The organism is Candidatus Hydrogenedentota bacterium, from assembly GCA_016791475.1.
Taxonomy (GTDB): domain Bacteria; phylum Hydrogenedentota; class Hydrogenedentia; order Hydrogenedentales; family JAEUWI01; genus JAEUWI01.
The window spans coordinates 1-18676 of record JAEUWI010000025.1 but is presented as its reverse complement, the minus strand read 5'-3'; the positions used below and the strand labels follow the sequence as shown (position 1 = coordinate 18676).

General features: G+C 62.0%; 17 protein-coding genes. 8 read left to right on the top strand and 9 right to left on the bottom strand.

Annotated features, from left to right (window positions below; all coding sequences use genetic code 11):
- Positions 1-22: 22 nt before the first annotated feature.
- Positions 23-2776: a glycosyltransferase family 39 protein gene (locus JNK74_14550; GenBank protein ID MBL7647403.1), complete on the bottom strand. Its 2754-nt coding sequence runs from the start codon at positions 2774-2776 to the stop codon at positions 23-25.
- A 6-nt stretch (positions 2777-2782) separates the two neighbouring features.
- Positions 2783-3415: a hypothetical protein gene (locus JNK74_14545; GenBank protein MBL7647402.1), complete on the bottom strand. Its 633-nt coding sequence runs from the start codon at positions 3413-3415 to the stop codon at positions 2783-2785.
- A 207-nt stretch (positions 3416-3622) separates the two neighbouring features.
- Here JNK74_14545 and JNK74_14540 point away from each other — a divergent pair, with 207 nt between their 5' ends.
- The 8 genes from JNK74_14540 to JNK74_14505 all read left to right on the top strand — a co-directional run bounded on the left by JNK74_14540 (position 3623) and on the right by JNK74_14505 (position 12578).
- Positions 3623-4579, top strand: a complete 957-nt coding sequence (locus JNK74_14540; GenBank protein ID MBL7647401.1) for a glycosyltransferase family 2 protein — start codon at positions 3623-3625, stop codon at positions 4577-4579.
- Between the two features lie 4 nt (positions 4580-4583).
- The gene (locus JNK74_14535; protein MBL7647400.1) at positions 4584-5711 is read left to right on the top strand and encodes a glycosyltransferase family 4 protein; all 1128 of its coding nucleotides are present in this window, start codon (positions 4584-4586) and stop codon (positions 5709-5711) included.
- 1 nt (position 5712) lies between these two features.
- Entirely contained in the window at positions 5713-6798 is a 1086-nt protein-coding gene (locus JNK74_14530; GenBank protein MBL7647399.1) for a glycosyltransferase, read from the top strand.
- 18 nt (positions 6799-6816) lie between these two features.
- Complete coding sequence (locus JNK74_14525; protein MBL7647398.1) at positions 6817-7743, top strand: hypothetical protein; 927 nt, start codon at positions 6817-6819, stop codon at positions 7741-7743.
- Entirely contained in the window at positions 7740-8951 is a 1212-nt protein-coding gene (locus JNK74_14520; GenBank protein MBL7647397.1) for a glycosyltransferase family 4 protein, read from the top strand. Before JNK74_14525 ends, JNK74_14520 begins: the two co-directional genes overlap by 4 nt.
- 80 nt (positions 8952-9031) lie before the next feature.
- Complete coding sequence (locus tag JNK74_14515) at positions 9032-9871, top strand: glycosyltransferase (GenBank protein ID MBL7647396.1); 840 nt, start codon at positions 9032-9034, stop codon at positions 9869-9871.
- Positions 9855-11081 carry an oligosaccharide flippase family protein gene (locus JNK74_14510; GenBank protein ID MBL7647395.1) on the top strand — a complete coding sequence of 409 codons (1227 nt, stop codon included), beginning with the start codon at positions 9855-9857 and terminating at the stop codon, positions 11079-11081. The genes JNK74_14515 and JNK74_14510 overlap by 17 nt, the downstream gene beginning before the upstream one ends.
- A gap of 270 nt (positions 11082-11351) precedes the next feature.
- Entirely contained in the window at positions 11352-12578 is a 1227-nt protein-coding gene (locus JNK74_14505; protein ID MBL7647394.1) for an aminotransferase class I/II-fold pyridoxal phosphate-dependent enzyme, read from the top strand.
- A gap of 17 nt (positions 12579-12595) precedes the next feature.
- Here JNK74_14505 and JNK74_14500 read toward each other — a convergent pair whose 3' ends face one another.
- From JNK74_14500 to JNK74_14470, 7 genes are all read right to left on the bottom strand, one after another.
- Positions 12596-13441: a TIGR02757 family protein gene (locus tag JNK74_14500; protein MBL7647393.1), complete on the bottom strand. Its 846-nt coding sequence runs from the start codon at positions 13439-13441 to the stop codon at positions 12596-12598.
- Between the two features lie 14 nt (positions 13442-13455).
- A complete protein-coding gene (locus JNK74_14495) occupies positions 13456-14148 on the bottom strand; it encodes a TetR family transcriptional regulator (protein MBL7647392.1) in 693 nt (230 codons plus the stop codon).
- A gap of 177 nt (positions 14149-14325) precedes the next feature.
- Complete coding sequence (locus JNK74_14490) at positions 14326-14721, bottom strand: HNH nuclease family protein (GenBank protein MBL7647391.1); 396 nt, start codon at positions 14719-14721, stop codon at positions 14326-14328.
- A gap of 90 nt (positions 14722-14811) precedes the next feature.
- A complete protein-coding gene (locus JNK74_14485) occupies positions 14812-15927 on the bottom strand; it encodes an ABC transporter permease (GenBank protein MBL7647390.1) in 1116 nt (371 codons plus the stop codon).
- The gene (locus JNK74_14480; GenBank protein ID MBL7647389.1) at positions 15920-16870 is read right to left on the bottom strand and encodes an ABC transporter ATP-binding protein; all 951 of its coding nucleotides are present in this window, start codon (positions 16868-16870) and stop codon (positions 15920-15922) included. The genes JNK74_14485 and JNK74_14480 overlap by 8 nt, the downstream gene beginning before the upstream one ends.
- Positions 16870-18000, bottom strand: coding sequence for an HlyD family efflux transporter periplasmic adaptor subunit (locus JNK74_14475; GenBank protein MBL7647388.1), 1131 nt, complete (start codon positions 17998-18000; stop codon positions 16870-16872). Before JNK74_14475 ends, JNK74_14480 begins: the two co-directional genes overlap by 1 nt.
- Before the next feature lie 11 nt (positions 18001-18011).
- Complete coding sequence (locus JNK74_14470) at positions 18012-18638, bottom strand: cyclase family protein (GenBank protein ID MBL7647387.1); 627 nt, start codon at positions 18636-18638, stop codon at positions 18012-18014.
- Positions 18639-18676: the final 38 nt, after the last annotated feature.

Genomic DNA, 18676 nt, shown 5'->3' with positions numbered 1-18676 from the left:
CCGCCCCGCCGGGCGCAGGTCATCACCAGGTCACCTTGACCGCATGGGCGGACAGGTCACGAGGGCCGATCGTTTCGTCATGGGGCAGGCGTGTTGTATTGGTGAAGGGGCTCGGCCGGGTGCCTTCCTCGATCTGGATCTGATCAAAGCGGACTATTCCCGTGCCGTCCACGATACCGGCCTCGAGGTAAAGCTCTTTCAAGTCGGCCGGGAAATCCGTACCCGGCCGGAACACTACCGCGAGTTTGCGCCACGTGCCTTCATCGCTCAGGTGGAGCAGATTGGTGACGCCCGCCTTCCCTTCCCGGTCGATCCAGGCCAGGCGAACGCGTCCGGCGGGAATCCTGTTGGAACCGCTCTTGTGGGTGAGGTTCTCCGTCGAGGTGGCCAACGAAAGCACATAGGGCTTCAACGGATCGAGGCTGAGGTTGTCCCCGGACACGCTGAGACGTACGTCATCCAGCAGCGCGTCTCCATCGCCACCGGCCAACCGCCACACTTCCACGGTTATACTGCGTGGATCGGTCTCCGGGGGGATTGGGGCTTCAAGTCTTATTTCGGCCCAGGCACCCGTGCCCGGATGGGCGGCGTGAATCTCCTCTTGAAAACCCGGACCGGCATAGCGAAGCACGAGATGAAGATTGTCGGGCGAACTGCTCTGGGCCATGGCCTTCACTTCCAGCGTACGCCCCGGCGCCGTACCCACGTCAATCGATTGCTGCACAATGGTTGTCTCCGGTGCGACGGCGAATTTCAGTCCCCGTGTATCTTCGAAGCCCGCTTCCGTCATGGAGAGGGCCGAAGCGCCCCGGATCTTCCAGCCCACCGGCATGCCGCCAGCCCATGCCTCAAAGGCGTTGTTGCGCAGGCGGTACTTCGCAGGACTGACCGCCGTGCGAAACATGGTTTCCCAGGCATCTTTACCCGCCACATCCTCCTCCTTCAATGCTACCTGCAGCGCCACGCTGCCCGCATAGACATCGTCCACCGTTTTGCTCACGCCTTCCGGTTGCTCGCCCCTGGTCCGGCCTTCGAAGCCGCCATTGTGAATGTAATTGGTCGTGGGTGCGCCCAGCATAAAGAGCCGGAGACCCTTGGGCACATTGCCCGACGCGAAGTTATACTGCTCGGCCCCCGCATCGTTGAAGAAGTCCTGGAAGTCGGGGGCGTTGTAGTTCTGGTAGCCGATGAACCACAGGTTGGAGAAGGGATACTTCGCCGCCACATCGCGCAGCAGTTCCGGGGTGGGCGCGCCGTATTGCTCCACAAAGCGCATCTCCTCCTCGCGCCAGGGCAGGAAGCGGCTCATGTAGTAGCGGGTGTAGGGCGCGCCATGCTCATGCTCCGGGGTCATGAAGAGGAAGAAGTCGCCATCGCGCACGGTCTGCGATGTGAGGCTGTGCAGGTTTTTCCAGTCGCGGATGGGCGCCCGATTGGTCACGAGCGGCCCCCGGGGGAGGTAGCCGTCCACGGGGTAGGTGTTGTAGGCCTCATTGAGTACGGGAGCCAGCGGAATGGCCAGTCCCAGCATCAGCCCCGACTGGAGCAGGTTCGTTCGCGATAGATTGCGCTCCGGGACGGATGCGGCGGTGCGACGCCACAGTTGAATGCTCCTCGGGACCGTCAGCAGCCGGGCGACGAAGCGCGGCAGCACGCAGGCACCGCAGGCCACCAGGACCACGGCGAAAACGGCGGTGAACGAGAGATAGCGCGAGTGGTACCAATGCCCGGAGGTGACGAAGAAGAGACTGAGCGGGCCCAGGAGAAGACCTCCCGTGAGGGGCGCGGCCAGGGCGGGCACGCGATACCACAGGTCTACAAAGCCCCAGATCCCAAGCACCAGCAGGAGGGGCCAGAGCCAGTCGGTGTCATTCCAGAAATAGGTCTTCAGATACTCGACGCAATCGTAGAAGGTGAGGCGATAGCGGGTTTTTCCCGTGGCGGGATCGGTGAAGGCCAGTCCGCCGCCCAGGGGGCGACTGGCGGCGGGTGCAACTGCGGGGTTTGGTTGCGCCGGAGGCGCTTCCGCCGTCGCAACGCTCGCCGCCGGAGCGGCCACTGTTGACTTCGACGCCAGCGCGAAGATTTTCGATGGGTCCACATTTTTCTGAATCAGGAGGCTGCTTGCGGCCAAGGTACACAGGGCCAGCAGACTCACGAGACCCACGCGACGGCGGATGGAGCCCCGGGAACGCTGGCACAGGAGATAGACGGCGGCCACGATGTTCATCATCGCGAGGGCGGGCGCAAAGCAGACATGAGAGGCCAAAGCGAGGAAAGCGGCCAGGGTGTAGCCCAGCCAGTCGCGCAGGCGGCCCCGTTCCAGCACGCCATAGAGATACCAGAGGGCCAGGAGCGCGAAGAACATCATCAGCGCGTAATAGCGCGCGAAGGTGCTGTAGTAAATGTGGAAGGGGGCAAAGGCTACGATGGCGGCCGCGACGAGTCCCGCCGTGCGGGAATGAACCTGGCGCACCACGCCATAAGCGAGAATGATGGTGAGAAGCCCCGCGATGAAACTGGGAAGGCGCAGGGCGGCTTCCGTGTCGCCGAAGGCCAGACTGACTTTCGCGAGAAGGTAATAAAGCGGATAGCTCCGCGTTTCAAGTGTGAAGGGAATGGACTGCATGGCGCGCTCGCGCGTATACAGTTCATCGTCGTACAGGCTCACACCGAGATCATGAATCCGGAGAAAGGCCCCATAGCCCACGATGGCGAACAACACCAGGCAGGCCGCGCTCCGGGCAATTCGCTTATCGTTCCAATATCCGCCCATGGCGCGTTACTCCAGAAACTCTATTTTCTTCGTTTCCACCCTGAAGGGGCCGATGGCGCTGTTCGGAAGCTTCACACTGAGAAAGGCCTTCGCAATCGGCCCCCGCCATCGTGGGTGCTCGTGAATGCGCACGAGGCGCTCCTCTTCCTTGTGGCGGTCGGGCTGCACAAAAGGCGTGCCTCGATCCGTCGAAAAGGGCCAGCCTTCGCCGGCCGCCGCCACGTCGTCGGGACTTGCCCAGTACCACTCCAGCGCATAGGGGATGGGCATGCCATCTTCCACCCTGCTCACGGCCATGGTGACGCGGATGTTGCGCACCGTTGCGGCGTCAAAATTGAGGGTAAGCGCGGGGCCCGGACCCGTCTGCGCGGCGGTATAGACCATGCCTGATTCGGTCCGGGACTGATCCGCCTTTGGAAAGGTCCAGGGGCCTTCACCAGCCAGGGCGGAGAAGTCCCACTGCTGTACGACTTTAACGTCTTCCTTATAGGCCCAATTCATGCCATAGAGCACGCCGCAGGACAAGAGCAGCATGAGCGCCAGCGAGAGGATGGTATGCTCCGGAAAGGTATGACGCGTTGGAGCGGGGGCTGCCGGCGTGTCGATGGCGGCGGGCAAAGCGTCCGTATCGGAATGCATGGATACCTCGCGTTCGGGTGGAAAGGGCTTCAGGAGAGAGAGCGCATTATAGTAAGTCCCGCCGTGGGATGCAAAAGGGAGGCCGGGCGACGGCGCTTCCACGGGCGCAATCGCTCCGGAACTGCGGGCGCATTGAACAGGCCGGGGCCCCTTGGGTATGATGCGCCGCCCCCCGCCGCGCCCGCTGCGGTTTCCAACAGGTGCCCGATGAACCATCCTTACGCCGTATCCATTGTCATACCGGTATTTAACGAGGAGGACTCCCTTCTCCAGCTCTATGGAGAGATCTGCGCAGCCATGGAATTGCTCCCTGGTCGGCGTTACGAGGTAATCTTCGTGGATGATGGAAGCACCGACGGCTCCGCAAAGATTTGCCGCACCCTGGCCGCCCGTGCAGGCGTGCGGGCGATTATATTCCGACGCAACTTCGGACAGACTGCGGCGATGGCGGCGGGTTTCGATGCCGCGCGGGGCGCGGTGATCGTGCCGCTGGATGCCGATCTGCAGAATGACCCCAGGGACATTCCCCGATTGCTGGAGAAGATGGAGGAGGGTTTTGATGTGGTCAGTGGCTGGCGTGCCCGGCGTCAGGACGAGTTCTTTTCACGGCGGCTCCCGAGCCTCGTGGCCAATTGGCTCATTTCTCGGATTACGGGCGTCAAGCTTCATGATTACGGTTGCTCCCTGAAAGCCTACAACCGCGACCTGGCGGAGCACATGCACCTCTATGGCGAAATGCACCGATTCCTTCCAGTGCTGGCGAGTTGGGCGGGGGCCAGCGTGGTGGAGATTCCCGTGAATCACCGGCCCCGCAGCTTTGGCCATTCGAAATATGGCATCGACCGAACGTTTCGCGTGGTGCTCGACTTGATTACGATCAAATTTCTGATGTCCTACCGGACCAAGCCCATGCAGGTATTTGGCAAGTGGGGGCTCTACGCGCTCTTCATGGGCTTTGTCGCGGGGACGATAACACTCGGGGAAAAACTCGCCTACGGACAAGACGTAACGGACAACGCGTGGATGTACATCTGCATTCTGTTCGGACTCGGCGGGCTGCAGCTCATTGGCATGGGGCTCCTGGGCGAATTGAGTGTGCGCACCTACTACGAGAGTCAGAACAAGACTATTTACACGGTACGTGAAATCATCGGTGGAGACTGAGCCCGTGCGCGTGCTCATGCTCAACTACGAGTTTCCCCCGCTGGGCGGCGGCGCAGCCCAGGCCAATCGCAATATCCTTGGCGCGATGGCGGGCCAGGCCGATCTGGTAATCGATCTGGTCACCTCCTCTGCGGGCGAGAGCCGTCAGGAGCAAATCGCGCCCGGTCAGACCGTTCACTTTGTGGACATCGGCAAACGCGGCAGTCTCCACTACCAGACAAATCGCGATTTGATGACCTACAGCCTGAGGGCTTACCGCTATGCGCGTGTACTGACAAAGCGGCACCGATACGACCTGTGCCATGCCTTCTTTGGAATTCCCTGCGGGGTCATGGCCTGGCGGCTGAACCTGCCCTATATCGTTTCGCTGCGAGGCTCTGATGTGCCCTTTTACAATGCGCGCTTTCGCGTCGCGGACACGCTTTTATTTAAGAGACTCAGTGCCCACGTGTGGCGCAGGGCGGCCGTCGTGGTGGCGAATTCCGAGGGGTTGCGCGACCTCGCCCTGCAATCCGCGCCGGGCCAGACCATCGACGTGATCCCCAATGGTGTGGATACGACCACCTTCCGGCCGGGCGAACCGCTGGACACCAACGGCGGACTGCGGATACTCACCGTGGCGCGTCTGATCCAGCGCAAGGGCATCGAGCACGTCATCGATGCCATGACGCAACTGGGCGATGACCGCGCGACCCTCACCATCGTGGGCGAGGGCAACCAGCGCGAAGCCCTGGCGGCGCGTGCGGCGGAACTGGGTGAGCGCGTGCGCTTTCTGGGGGCGGTCCCCCACGAGCAATTGCCGTCGGTCTATCGCACCCACGATGTTTTCGTGCTCCCCTCGCTGAATGAAGGGATGAGCAACACCGTGCTGGAGGCCATGGCCTCGGGCCTGCCCATCCTCAAGACGCGGACGGGTGGTGCGCTGGAGCTGATCGAGCCGGGACTTAACGGCGATTTCATCGCACCGGACGGTGCCGATATTGCCCGGGCGCTCAACGCCTATCTGCAACGGCCCGCGTTGATCCGCAGCCACGGCGCACATTCCCGCGCGAAGGCGGAGGCCCGGGGCTGGAACGATGTTGCCGCGGCCTATCTTGCCCATTATCGCACCGCCGCGGGGTCGGGTGCCTGAGATGGGGCGTCGGTTGCGCGTGGTCCATGTGGTGGACAGTATGAAATTGGGGGGCGTCCAGACCCTGCTGCTTTCCGTGCTCCCTCGACTGGCGGATCTGGACATCGACTGCACCCTGGCGGTACTCCATGGGCCGGGGGCCTTTTCGGGAGCTTTTGCGGAGCGAGGAATTCCACCGCGCCATCTGGCGGCCTCTCGATGGGACCCGCGCATCCCCTGGAAACTGCGCGGGCTGCTTCGCGCCGAAGCGCCGGATATCGTCCATGCCCACGGCGCGCCGTCGTGCCTCTTTTCGGAGTGGGCGCGGCCCCCTCGACTGGTGGAGCACCTTCACCATATTCGCGGCGGCGGCAGCCTGAGCCAGCAGTGGATGGAGCGCACCCGCTATCGCAAATGCGATGTGCTGCTGGCCTGCTCCAAAGCCGCGGCGGCCAGCGTGATCACGCCGGTGCAAACGCGAATCATCTACAATGGCATTGACCCCTCGCGCTTTTGCCCGCCGAGTGCGGCCGAGCGTGCGGAGGCCCGGACGTGTTTCGGCATTGGGCCGGACGACTTTGTGCTGGGCATGACGGGCCGCATCAGGTTGGACAAAGGACAGCGCCGGGTGTGCGAGGCCCTCCATGCCTGTCGCGAACGGTATCCCCAATTGCGCCTGCTCGTGGCGGGAAGCGGGCCGGAGGAAGGCGCGCTGAAAGCCTGGTGCGGAGATCATGGCCTGACGGATCGCGTGCACTTTGCGGGCTTCCGGGAAGATGTCCTGCCCGTACTTCATGCCCTCGACGGGTATGTAATGGCATCGGAGGCAGAGGGTTTTCCGATGGCCTTGCTGGAGGCCATGGGCACCGGCCTGCCCTGTCTGGTGTCGGACTTCCCATCCGCGCGGGAGATCATCGTGGACGGAGAAAATGGACTCTTGTTTCAGCGTGGTGGCACCCGCCATCTGGTCGAGGCCATCGCTGACTGTGTAGAATCGCCCCACAAGCGCCTGGAGTGGGGCGCGGCCGCGCGGGACCGCGTGCTGAAGGATTTCACCCTGGACCAGACAGTGGCCGAGTTCGCGGCGGCTTACCGTTCGCTTGTCTGAGAATCTGCGAGAGATGCCATGTATCGGATGATGAAGAAAATCCTCCACGTGCTGCGCACGCCCGAGCGCCTGGAATGCCAGTCACGGGTGGCGGCCGCCTATGCCCGCGCGGCGGCCACGGCGGCGGCGCGCGAGGTGGACCCGACGCGGCCCCTGTCGTGGGAGTTTTCCGGATTCAGCCAGCACGGGGAGGATGGCATCATCGATTATCTCTGTGCTCGGATGCTGGAGCGAAATCGTTTCTTCATGGAAATCGGCTCGGCGGATGGTCTGCAGAATTGCTCGGCCTGGCTGGCCTTCGCGCGGCGTTATGGCGGGGTGATGGTGGAGGGGAATCCGCGACTGACGGCGCGCTGCAAACGGGTGATCCGTGAACTGCGCTGCCACAATGTCTCCGCCGTGCAGGAGTTGGTGGATCGGGACAATATCGAGAAGCTGATGAAGCGCTGCCCCTATCGCAACCCCGATGTGTTCATACTCGATATTGACGGCATCGACTACCATATTCTGGAGGCGGTGTTGTCGCTCGGCTTTAGCCCCGGCATTGTCGTGGTCGAGTACAACAGCGCCTTCGGCCCCGAAAGGGCGATCACCGTACCTTATGATCCCGGTTTTTCGCGGATGGCGGCGCACCCGACGCGACTTTATTATGGCGCCTCACTTGAAGCCTGGCATGCGCTCCTCGGCTCTCGGGGCTATCGCTTCGTCACGGTCGATTCCAATGGCGTCAATGCTTTTTTCATTCACCCCCGCCGCTTTCAAGACGGCTTTGCAGATAGCTTGGAGGGGCTCGCGTTCCAGGACAATCTCAGCGACCGGAATGGCGCCACGGAAGATGTTCGCCGCGCGGGAGACTGGTGTACGCCACTGCGGGACTGGAAAAGCCAGTTTGAATTGATTCGTGACTTGAATTATGTGGACGTTTCACAGGGCGGCGTACCGTGAACCAACCCCTGCGCGTGCTGCTCGTGCCCGATGTGCCCTATTGGATTTGCGGCACTATCGCCCGGGCCATCGCGACCCATACACCCGGCATCGACGCCACCCTATGCTCAGGACCCGTGCTCCGCGCGCTGCCTGGGCTGGAACGTTACGCCGGGCATTTTGATTTGGCGCACTTTCTTACGCCACAAGACGCCAACAAGACCATCGACGCGTTTTGCGGGCGCATTGCCACGGTGACCACGATCCACCACGTGCAGGGTGCTTCGAGCATGGGCAGCGTTGATCGCGCCGACGCTGTAATGACCGCTTCTCGCCAGTGGTACGGGCGCCTGTGTGAATCCGGCGTGGACGAGCAGAAACTTGCCATCGTTCCCTATGGCATCCAAGCGGAAACTTTTCGACCACCGGCGGTGGAAGAGAAGCCTGCAATACGCGCCGCACTCGGTCTGGATCCGGGATGCTTCACTATAGGCTTCGTGGGGAAGCGATCGAGCGACGCGGGCGGGCGCAAGGGCACCGACACCTTCGTGAAAGGCATGCGGGTGTTACTCGGAATGGGCCACGTCCCGCAAGTCCTGATAGTCGGTCCAGGATGGGGGGAATTCATCGCGTCCCTGTCTTCCTCGGGCGTCCAGTGTCTCTGGAAGCCCTTTGTCGTGGGCGAGGCGGAATTCGCGGCCCTCTATCGCGCCATGGACGTCTACTGGTGCACCTCCACCATCGAGGGCGGCCCGGTGCCTGTGCTGGAGGCCATGGCCTCCGGTGTCTGTTGTCTTTCGACGCAAGTAGGGATGGTGCCCGAAGCGATCCGAAATGGCGAAAACGGTTTCCTGCTGCCCTTCGACGATGCCCCTGCGTTTGCAGCGTGCACGGCGACCCTGATGGGCGATCCGACGCGCTGCGCGTCTATTGCCCGCGCGGCGGTGACCACGATAATCAATGGCTACCGCTGGGAACAGTCCGCACTTCACGCCACGGAGCTGTATGCCACCGCTTTCAATAATTTCTCCAATCGAATCGACCGCGTGTCACCAAGCACCCCGCTCAGGCCCTGGCCTGCGGCCTGGATCGCGGCGGAAGAGCGGCGCATGACCGAGGACTTCATCCACGATGCCCACCATCCACCCGGCGCGACCGGTCGCCTCTGGCGGCAGATTCGTAACAGCCGCTGGGTCCGCAATTGGTCCGCGCGAATCAGCCTGCATTAAGCAACAGTCCCATGCGGCAAATTGTTTTGCCCACCCGCGCGCCGTAGAATACGCGCCGAAGCCGCCACCTTGAGCCAACCATGTCCCCTGATTTCACCACATCGCCCACGGTCTCCATCGTCATCGGGGCCCGCAACGCCGCTACGACGCTGTCCGCCACGCTGGATAGCGTGCTTGCTCAGTCCATGGCGGATTGGGAATGCATCGTAGTGGATGACGGGTCAACTGATGAAACGGGTGACATAATCCGTGAGTTTGCCGCGCGGGACCCGCGCGTGCGATTTATCACGCTGGAGGCCAATGCAGGGCTGACCCGCGCGCTGAAGCGGGGTGTGGACGAAGCACGGGGCCTTTGGCTTGCCCGCATTGACGCGGGGGATACCTGGCATCCCGCAAAGCTGGCGCGACAGCTCGCGTATTGCGCGGCGCATCCGGATACAGGCCTGATCGGGTGCTGGAGCGAGGACACCAACCGCCAGACCGGCGCCGTCGTGGTGAAGCGGAAACCCGTTGAGCACGACGCCATTGCGAGTGCACTCCCGCGCTTCTGCCCCTTTATTCATTCAACAATCGTGGTGCGCCTCGATTGCCTGCGCGCGTGCGGCGGTTATGATCCCGCGTTCCCCTACGCTCAGGACTACGATCTTTACTTCCGCCTGCTCGAGTGCACCCGCGGCCATAATTTGCCCGAGCCCCTCTGCCAGCGAAGTACCCACGAGTTCTCTGCCATTTCCTACGCGCGCTGGAAGCCCCAGTTGCGCTGCAGCCTGGCGATCCGATGGAAATATCACCGCCTGCACCGGCGTCCGTGGCATGAGCTCATGCACCTGGTGCCCGACATGTTGCGCCTGCTCGTTCCCGCATCATTCAAGGGGCTGAAGCAGCGCCTCGGGAGTCAACGTCATGCGCGCGAGGCTTAGCCGCATCTGGTCCCACGGGGATGTGCGCTTTTTCGTGAGCGGCGCGCCGTGGAAATTGATGCAAACCGGCGCGCAGCTTGTTTCGAGCGTCGTGCTTACATGGTATCTTGCCAATTTTACCGGAGGCAATCTCTTCGGGGGCTATATCTACGCCATCTCGCTCATGGAGCTGTTCGCGGTCTTTTCCTACATGGGTATCGGCGACAGCCTTTCCCGATCCGTGGCGCGCGGCTATGACTATTCTTTCATCGTGGGAACTCGGCGCGCGGCGCTAGTGTCCTTCAGCGGGGCCGTCCTGCTGGCGGGGCTGGCCGCGTGGAACTGGGGCGTGACGGGCAATCGGGAGACGGCAATCAGCGTGGCCCTGTGCGCCCTCTTTTTTCCGCTCTACCGGCCCCTGCTGAACTACACCGCCTACCTCAACGGCAAGCAGCAGTTCGCGCGGGAGAGCGCCTGGACCACCCTCCTGTTCACCGGTCGAGTTATTGCCGTTATTCTCGCGGCCCTTTGGCGTCCCGACGATGCGTGGGCGGCCATCGCGGCCTATTTTGGTTCCCACGTGCTGCTCGCGGGCTTCATCTGTTTTCATTGCGCGGGCGCCATCACGGATCGGCGCAATGACCCCGACCTCTTTTCCTTTGCCACCTTTGTGACGCTGGTGAGTGGTGTGGTCATGGTGGAAAACCATTTTGACAAGGTGCTCGTGGGCAGCCTCGGTTCGGAGCGGCAGTTGGAGATTCTCTATCTCGGCCTGCTGCCCTACACGAAGCTGCGTTCGGTGCTCATCCCGGCATTCGCCGTGTTTACTGCGCGCTTCGCCAACGGAACAATGAAGCTCACCTGGCGAAAACTGCTGTATCTGCTCCTGGGCGGTATGGCAACGGCGGCGGCCTCCTTTGTACTCAGCAGCCTCATCATCCAGTTTTTCTTCCCGAAGTTTCCCGAGTCCATGGCCCTGGTGCAGCTTTGTTCCCTGGTGTTGATCGTGACGCCGGCGAATCTGACCTTCAATGTCTACTTCCGCGCTGTGGGTGATCGCGGCGGGATTATGGTGCCCACGCTCATCTCGCGCGTGGCCAGCCTTGCGCTCGCGGTGCCAGCGTGGTACGGGGCCGGGCTGACTGGGTTGGTCGCGATGAAGTTCGTGGAGCAGGGCCTGCTTTTTGTGCTGCACGTGTGGCGCTGGGGGAAGGTGAATTATGAATTATGAATCATGAATTATGAATGGGTCTTATGGGTCTTATGGGTCTTATGGGTCTTATGGGTCTTATGGGTCTTATGGGGGCGCGGATTTGACGACGCGTATCATCCTTCACCCTTCACCCTTCATCCTTCACCCTTCATCCTTCATCCTTCACCCTTCATCCTTCATCCTTCATCCTGTCCCCTTCGTGAAATTCGGGTCCACTTGCAGGTATAGTTCACTGGTCCCCGCTGGCCCGTTGTGCGGGGTGGCATCCGGACGTCGAGGCAGATCATCGTGGCACCTACCACCGTCAAAGAAACCATCTTCGCAGTAGAGTCCCTCGCCGTGTTTGGCGCCCCGCCTGCATTTGAGCAAGCGCTCCACGTCGGGCGCCCGAATATTGGTGATCGCAAGGCGATTCTGGCGCGGATGGAGGAGATGCTGGATCGAAACTGGCTCAGCAACAACGGCCCCTTTGTGCAGGAATTTGAAGCGCGCATCGCGGAAGCCGCCGGTGTGAAGCACTGCATCGCCGCGTGCAATGCCACCGTGGCCCTGGAGCTGGCCATCCGCGCGCTGGGGATGAAGGGCGAAGTCATCGTGCCGTCCTTTACCTTCGTCGCCACGGCCCATGCGCTCCAGTGGCAGGAAATCACGCCGGTCTTCTGTGATATCGATCCCCGCACGCGCACCCTCGATCCGAAAAAGGTGGAGTCGCTGATTACCCCGCGAACCACCGGCATTATCGGTGTCCATCTCTGGGGCCAGCCCTGCGATGTGGAGGGACTTGCGGAAGTGGCTCAGCGCCACAATCTGAAGCTGCTCTACGACGCGGCCCACGCCTTCGGATGCTCGCACAAAGGAAAAATGATCGGCAGCTTTGGCGATGCCGAGGTGTACAGTTTCCACGCGACGAAGTTCCTGAACGCCTTTGAAGGCGGCGCCATTGTCACCAACGACGGCGATCTGGCCCGGCGACTTCGATTGATGAAAAATTTCGGCTTCGATGGCCCGGATTCCGTGGTCTATTTGGGAATCAACGGAAAGATGACCGAGGCCAGCGCGGCCATGGGGCTGGCCTCGCTGGAGTGCATGCACACCTTCGTTGAAGTGAACCGCCGCAACATGGCGCGCTACGACCTCCGTCTCGCGGACCTGCCCGGCGTCGTGCTGCTCACCGATGAAACCCTGGAGCAGCGCAATTACCAGTATGTGATCGTCGAAGTAGACGAAGAGAGCGCGGGCTTGAGCCGGGACGAGCTGCTGAAGGTGCTTCACGCGGAGAATATTCTCGCGCGGCGCTATTTTTATCCCTGCTGCCACCGCATGGAGCCCTACAAGACCCTCTTCCCCGAGGCGCGTCTTCGCCTGCCCCATACGGAGCGTTTGTCGGAGCGGGTGCTCTGCCTGCCCACCGGCACCGCGATGTGCGAAGCCACGATCGACGCCGTGTGCGATGTGATCTGGACCGCCGTGCGCCATGCGGGCGAAGTGAAAATGAAACTGGCCGAGGGAGCGTAAGCGCGGCGACCCGCGCTTTACTTCTTCATCGCCTCGCAAAGAAACCCAGCCATGTCTCCGTCGTCGCGAATGCCGAGACGCGTCAGACAAAAGTCGTAGCGCACCGGGTCCTCGGGACACACCACCTGGAAGGCCCGGGTGATCTCCAGCGCAGTCTTGAGGTCGGCGCTGTTGCGCTTCGTGAGGCCGAGGCCGAGGGCCACGCGGTGCATGTGCGTGTCCACGGGAATGACAAGCCGGTGGGCGCCCAGATAACGCCAGAGGCCTAGATCCACCGCGTCACACCGCACCATCCATCGCAAATACATGAACCACCGCTTGCACGCGCTGCCCAGCGCAGGATCGGGCAACAGATAGTTCTTTGCCAGCGGTCCTTTGTCCCGCAGCGCATGGACGAAGCGGGTGAGACCGGGCAGAATCGTGGGTGATTCGGGCTCATCCATCGCGGTAAAGGCTGCGCCGAGGGTTCCGTGTTCCCGGAGAAGGGTGCCCGCGCCCGTCAGCAGCGAGGCCATTTCCACCCCCGTGACATAACGGTGGCGAAATCCGGCGAGGCGCCGATTCAGTTCGCTATTCGACAGGCCGGGAAGTGATTGCGCGGGCTCTGGCAGCGCGTGGAGGACCAGCTCAATGCTCTTCAGAATCTGTTTCACATTGCCAAAGGCCAGGGAAGCCGTGATCAGCCCGATGATTTCCTGATCCTGCGGGGCCGAATAGCCGTAAAGTGGTGCCAGCGGATCGGGGTCCACGTAGCAGCGCTGGTTGTACCGCGCGTAGAGGTCCTCAAGGGGTGTGTGGAGCGCTGCGATTCGGCGCTTGCGTGCCGCCGTCAGGAAGATTGAGGTTGCTTGTCGGGGCGGCATGGGGCGACGGGCGGTCAAGACGGGGTTGTGCGGGTGGCGCTGCTTTCCACCAGTTCCACGATTTTCACCGCGGATTGGTTCAGCCCGCGCATGAAGGGAAGCGCAGAGGCGCGGATGAATTTCTCGATGAGGCCCAGACTGACCCCGATGAGATTTTTCGTGCGCTCTTGCTCCGCCGAGGTGTCGTTTACCCAGAAGAGGATGATCCCCATCTGGTAGAGCCACAGGATCTTTGCCAGGTGAGGGCGCAGCACAGCCGAGGCTTTCAGGTTGCTTCCGGCAATCACATCGTCAATAAGGCTGATGGCCTCGTTGCGCATGGGGGTAGACTGGGCGCTGAAGGGGGAAAGGGGGTGATTCCAGTCCGCCGCCTGCCGCGCGAGGACGGCGGCCAGCTCCCGAAAAGGGGTCATCTGCTCCAGCTTGAACTGGAGCAGCGCGGTCATGCGCTCCTTGAAGTCGTGAGAACGGGCCACGATTTGCTGGTTGTATTCGCGGGCCTCGGCGCTGGTCTGGGCATAGAAGTGCAGCACCAGCGCTTCCTTGGTTTCAAAGTGGTAGTAGGCCGCACCGAGGGATAGTTCGCAAGCGGCTGCAATCATGCGCATGGTGGTTTTTTCGAAGCCATGCTCCTGAAAAAGGGCAAGGGCCGTATTGAGGATGTGGGCCTTGGTAACTTCGCTTTTCTTGGGCTTGGGGGTGCTCATGGGGTGCTCCGTTCTGAACGTGTTCGGAGTTTAGCACGGGGGAAAGGTGCGGTCAATCGGAGAAAGAGACTTAAAGGACGGAAGGGACTTAAACGACCGATGCGGCAGAATGGGATAGCAGAGCCTTGGACAATGAATCACACTGCAACCGCCTTGTACTTTCAATCCCTTACGGCTTCAGTCCTTGTCCTCGTCCGCCGTTCCCAGCAAGCCTTTCAGACCCTCGAAGGCATTGAAGCCCAGCGTTACTTCCGTGCGCCCGATCGCGCCGGGGCTCGTACCGGCTTCGCGCTGGACCGCATCCTGATGCTCGTCATCGTGACAGTAGAGGCAGAGCAATTCCCAGTTGCTGCCGTCCGGCGGATTGTTATTGTGATTGTGATCCTTATGGTGGACGGTTAACTCGCGAAGATTCGGCCCTTCGAATTCACGGGCACAACGGGCGCAGACATGGGGGAATAGCTTCAGGGCCTGTTCGCGATAACCACCCGCCCGCTCCGCCTGATGCTTTCGGGCATTGGCCACAATCTGCGCTCGGCGCGCGGGGTCGATCTTCACTTTTCTGGGTCGCATGAGATGCTCCATGGGTTGAGCAAATAGTGCTGGCTGTTCACGATTTTCATAAAGTTTGTGTCCCGGAGGTAGCGGTACAAATGCTTGGATTTACCCCAGGTTCTTCCGGAAGCGCAGGGTGGCCAGGGTGAGCACAAATACGCCCATGCACGCCAGGATCACGCCGTTCATCCACAAGTCTTCAAAGCCCGTATCCCGCAGGATGATACCCCGCAGGATCTGGATAAAATACGTCGCGGGCACCGCCTGTCCGATCAGGTAGATGATGTGGGGCATGGAGTCCTGCGGGAAAATGAATCCCGACAGGAGCACCGAAGGCAGAATGATGAAGAAAGAGAACTGGAGCGCCTGGATCTGGTTGCCCGCAAAGGTAGAGACGAGGAGTCCGAGGCCCAGCGCCGTGAAGAGAAAAATGAGCGTGAAGCCCGCCAGCAGGAAAACACTTCCGGCGATGGGCACCTGGAAGAGGAAGCGCATGAGCACCAGCACCGACACGGTTTCCATGATGCCCACCAGGCCGTAGGGCAGGAGCTTTCCCAGGATCAATCCCAGCCGCGACACGGGGGTCACCATGAGCTGCTCCAGGGTGCCGGTCTCCTTTTCCCGCACGATGGCGAAGGCGGTCAGCAGCATGGTGATCATCTGGAGAATAATGCCCACGAGGCCCGGCACCATGAAGTTCGCCGTGCGCATGTCGGGGTTGAAGAGCACCCGGGGCTGGGCCGCGATGGGCGGTTCCGTCGCACCGCCGGAAACATCGGCCAGCAAATCGATGGATTTACGCAGGGCGATGGCGTTGCTCACGTTGAGGGCCTGCATGGCCACCGTGGAGTCGCTGCCGTCGATCAATACCTGAATTTCGGTATGTTCCCCCGTCAAAAGGCGATCGCTGTAGTCGTGGGGGATGATCAGGCCGATCTTGGCCTCGCCCCGGACGATGGCGTGGTTCACTTCGGCACCGGAAGTCACTTCGCGCTTGATGGTGAAATAGCCCGAATTGGTAAAGCTGTCTATGAGCGCCCGGCTCTCGGCCCGGCCGTCCAGGTTGTAGACCACCGTCGCGATATTCTTCACATCCATGTCGATCGCGTAGCCGAAGACGGTCAACTGGGCCGCGGGCACCAGCAGCATGAGGAAGAGGGTGCGCGGGTCTCGCAAAATGTGGCGGGACTCCTTGTACATGATGGAGACGAGACCCTTAAACACCGGCGCGCTCCTTCGCCCGCAGCCGCGTAAGGGTTACGAAGACATCTTCCAGTGTGGCGGGAATTTCGCGGACCTCCGCCGAGGGAAATCCGTCCTTTTCCAGATCTCGTTTCAGATGGGGGCCCGATCCGCTCTCCGCAAGCACGTGAAGCGCGTCGCCGAAAATCGTGGCATCCATTACATAGGGCATTTCATTGAGGCGTCGCATGGCCACGGCAACGCGGGGGAGGCGCAGTTCATAGCGCGCCGTGCCCTCGGGCGTCACCTCCGGCAGGGCCTTCAGCTCGCCGGGTGTGCCGTGCACCATTAGTTTCGAATAGTAAATATAGCCCAGGTGGCTGCAGCGCTCCGCCTCGTCCATGTAGTGCGTGGTGACGAAAAAGGTCACGCCCTGGCCCGCCAGGTCAAATAGCAGGTTCCACAGGTCCCGGCGCGCCACGGGGTCGATGCCCGCCGTGGGCTCATCGAGGAACATGAGGCGGGGCTTGTGCACCAGGGCGCAGGCCAGGGCGAGGCGCTGCTTCCAGCCGCCCGAGAGCCGGCCCGCAAGCTGCTTTCGAAAATCGCCAATGCCCACGATGTCGATGACTTCATCGATGCGATCCGAGCGCTCACGACGAGGGATGCCGTAGATACCCGCATAGAATTTCAGATTCTCCATCACCGATAGATCAGCGTAGAGGCTGAACTGCTGGGACATGTAGCCGATGCTCCGCTTGATCGCCTCGCTGTCGCGCACAAGCTGGTAGCCCAGCACCGACCCCGTGCCTGAAGTGGGGTGGAGCAGGCCGCAGAGCATGCGGATGAGCGTGGTCTTGCCCGAGCCGTTGGGGCCGAGAAAGCCGTAGATATCGCCCTCCACGATCTCCATGCTGACGCTGTCCACAGCCGTCATGCCGCCGAAGCGCCGCGTGAGATTCTTGACCTCGATGACACTGGCCATCAGTTGGCCCCGTTTATCTTGGGCAGGCGCGCGGTCACGGCCATGCCGGGGCGGAGTTTGCCCCCGTGGGAGTCCAGGCCAACGGTCACGCCAAAGACCTGCTGCACGCGCTCTTCCTCGGTCTGGAGGTTGCGCGGGGTATATTCACCTTCCGCCGCAATCTGCTTGATCTTGCCCGTGAAGGTCTCCGCGCCGAAAGCATCCGCCGTAAAGGTGATTTCCTGCTGGAGCTGGAGGTGGCCGAGCATCTTCGCGCCGACGAAAAGGGTCACTTCGAGATCTTCCGGATCCACAATCCGCACCACGGGGCCGGGCTTCACCAAATCACCGGGACGCACATCGAGGGACTCGATGACCCCGTTCTGCGGCGAGACGATAGCCATTTCGCGGAGGCCCACACGGGCCCGCTCCAGGTCGGCGGCGGCGGCTTCCCGCGCGGCGCGGGCGGCGTCAATATCCTCCACCCGCGGGCCGATTCTCAGTTCCTCCAGTGCGGCCTGGGCCTTGTCATTCGAGGCCCGGGCCATGTCGATCTCTTCCACCCGCGCGCCGCTGAGCACCAGATCGCGCTGCTCTTTCGCGCCCTTGAACTGGGCCTCGGCCGCATCCAGCGCGGCCTTCGCCTGATCAAACTGGCGCTGCGAGGCCACCTCCTGACTCAGCAGGTTCTTGACGCGGTCAAACTCCTTCACGGCCACGTCGCGCTGGGCCTGGGCGGCGTCCAGCGCGGCGGCGGCGGCCCGAATTTCTTCATTTCTTGCCCCCTTCAGCGCCATGGCGAGTTGGGCGGCTGCTGCCGCGGCGGCGGCCTCCCCCTGGCGCAGTTGCTCCGGTGTGGCGCCGGCCACAAGCTTCGCCAGCAGGGCCTCCCGACTCGCGAGCTGGGCCTCGGCGGCCGCGACGAGGGCCTTCGCCTCGGCATCGTCCAACTGGACCACCACCGCATCCTTCGCGACCGTGTCGCCTTCTTCCGCCAGCACGGCCATGACCCGTCCCCCGATTCGGGAACCCGCCGTAGTGTGGCGCGATTCGATCTCACCCGTGACGTGGATCGCCCCGTTGTCGGTGTTTGGGCACCCGGCAAGCAAGAGTATCAGTGGCAATCCGGCGAGGCAGAGAATTCTAAACAAGGGAGTTTTCCTTATCGAGGCAGGCCCACAAAGGCCCGGCAGGGAGCGCCATCCGCATTGTGAATGGGCATGGGCAGCACAACAAATGGATACGTTCCGGCGGGCACGTCGCGCAGGCAGAGCCCCTCCACCACAAACACGTCGTTCTCCAGGAAGGTGTGGTGGGTTGGGCCGGAGTTCTTGTAGGGGGCAATGGAGAGGTAGTCTATACCCACAAGGCGCACGCCTTCGTCCACCAGTCGCCGTGCGGCTTCCGGCGCTATGGCCACAAAGGCGGTATTGAAGGGGCCGTTCACCGGGTAGTCGCTGTTCTTCGTCTTGAAGAGCACACGGCGGGGCAGGGGGCTGGCGCCGAGGTGTTCAGCTTCGATCCGCTCCACATCGGGCAAATGAATGACCGTCGCCTCGCCGAAATAGACTTCCGGGTCTATTTCATGCAACTTTCGCCCCCCTTCTTCGAAGTGCCATGGCGCGTCGCAATGGGTGCCCGTGTGCGTGGGCAGAGTAATCGTTGAGGTGTTGCAGCTCGCACCCTCCGCGATACGGCTCGCCGCCACCAGACGCACGGGGTCGTCGCCGGGCCACACCGTCGTGCCGTCGTGGATGGGGATGCTTACGTCGTGCCAGCGCACGTTCATCGGGGATGTCTCCATGGGGGCCTATTATCGCACAGGAC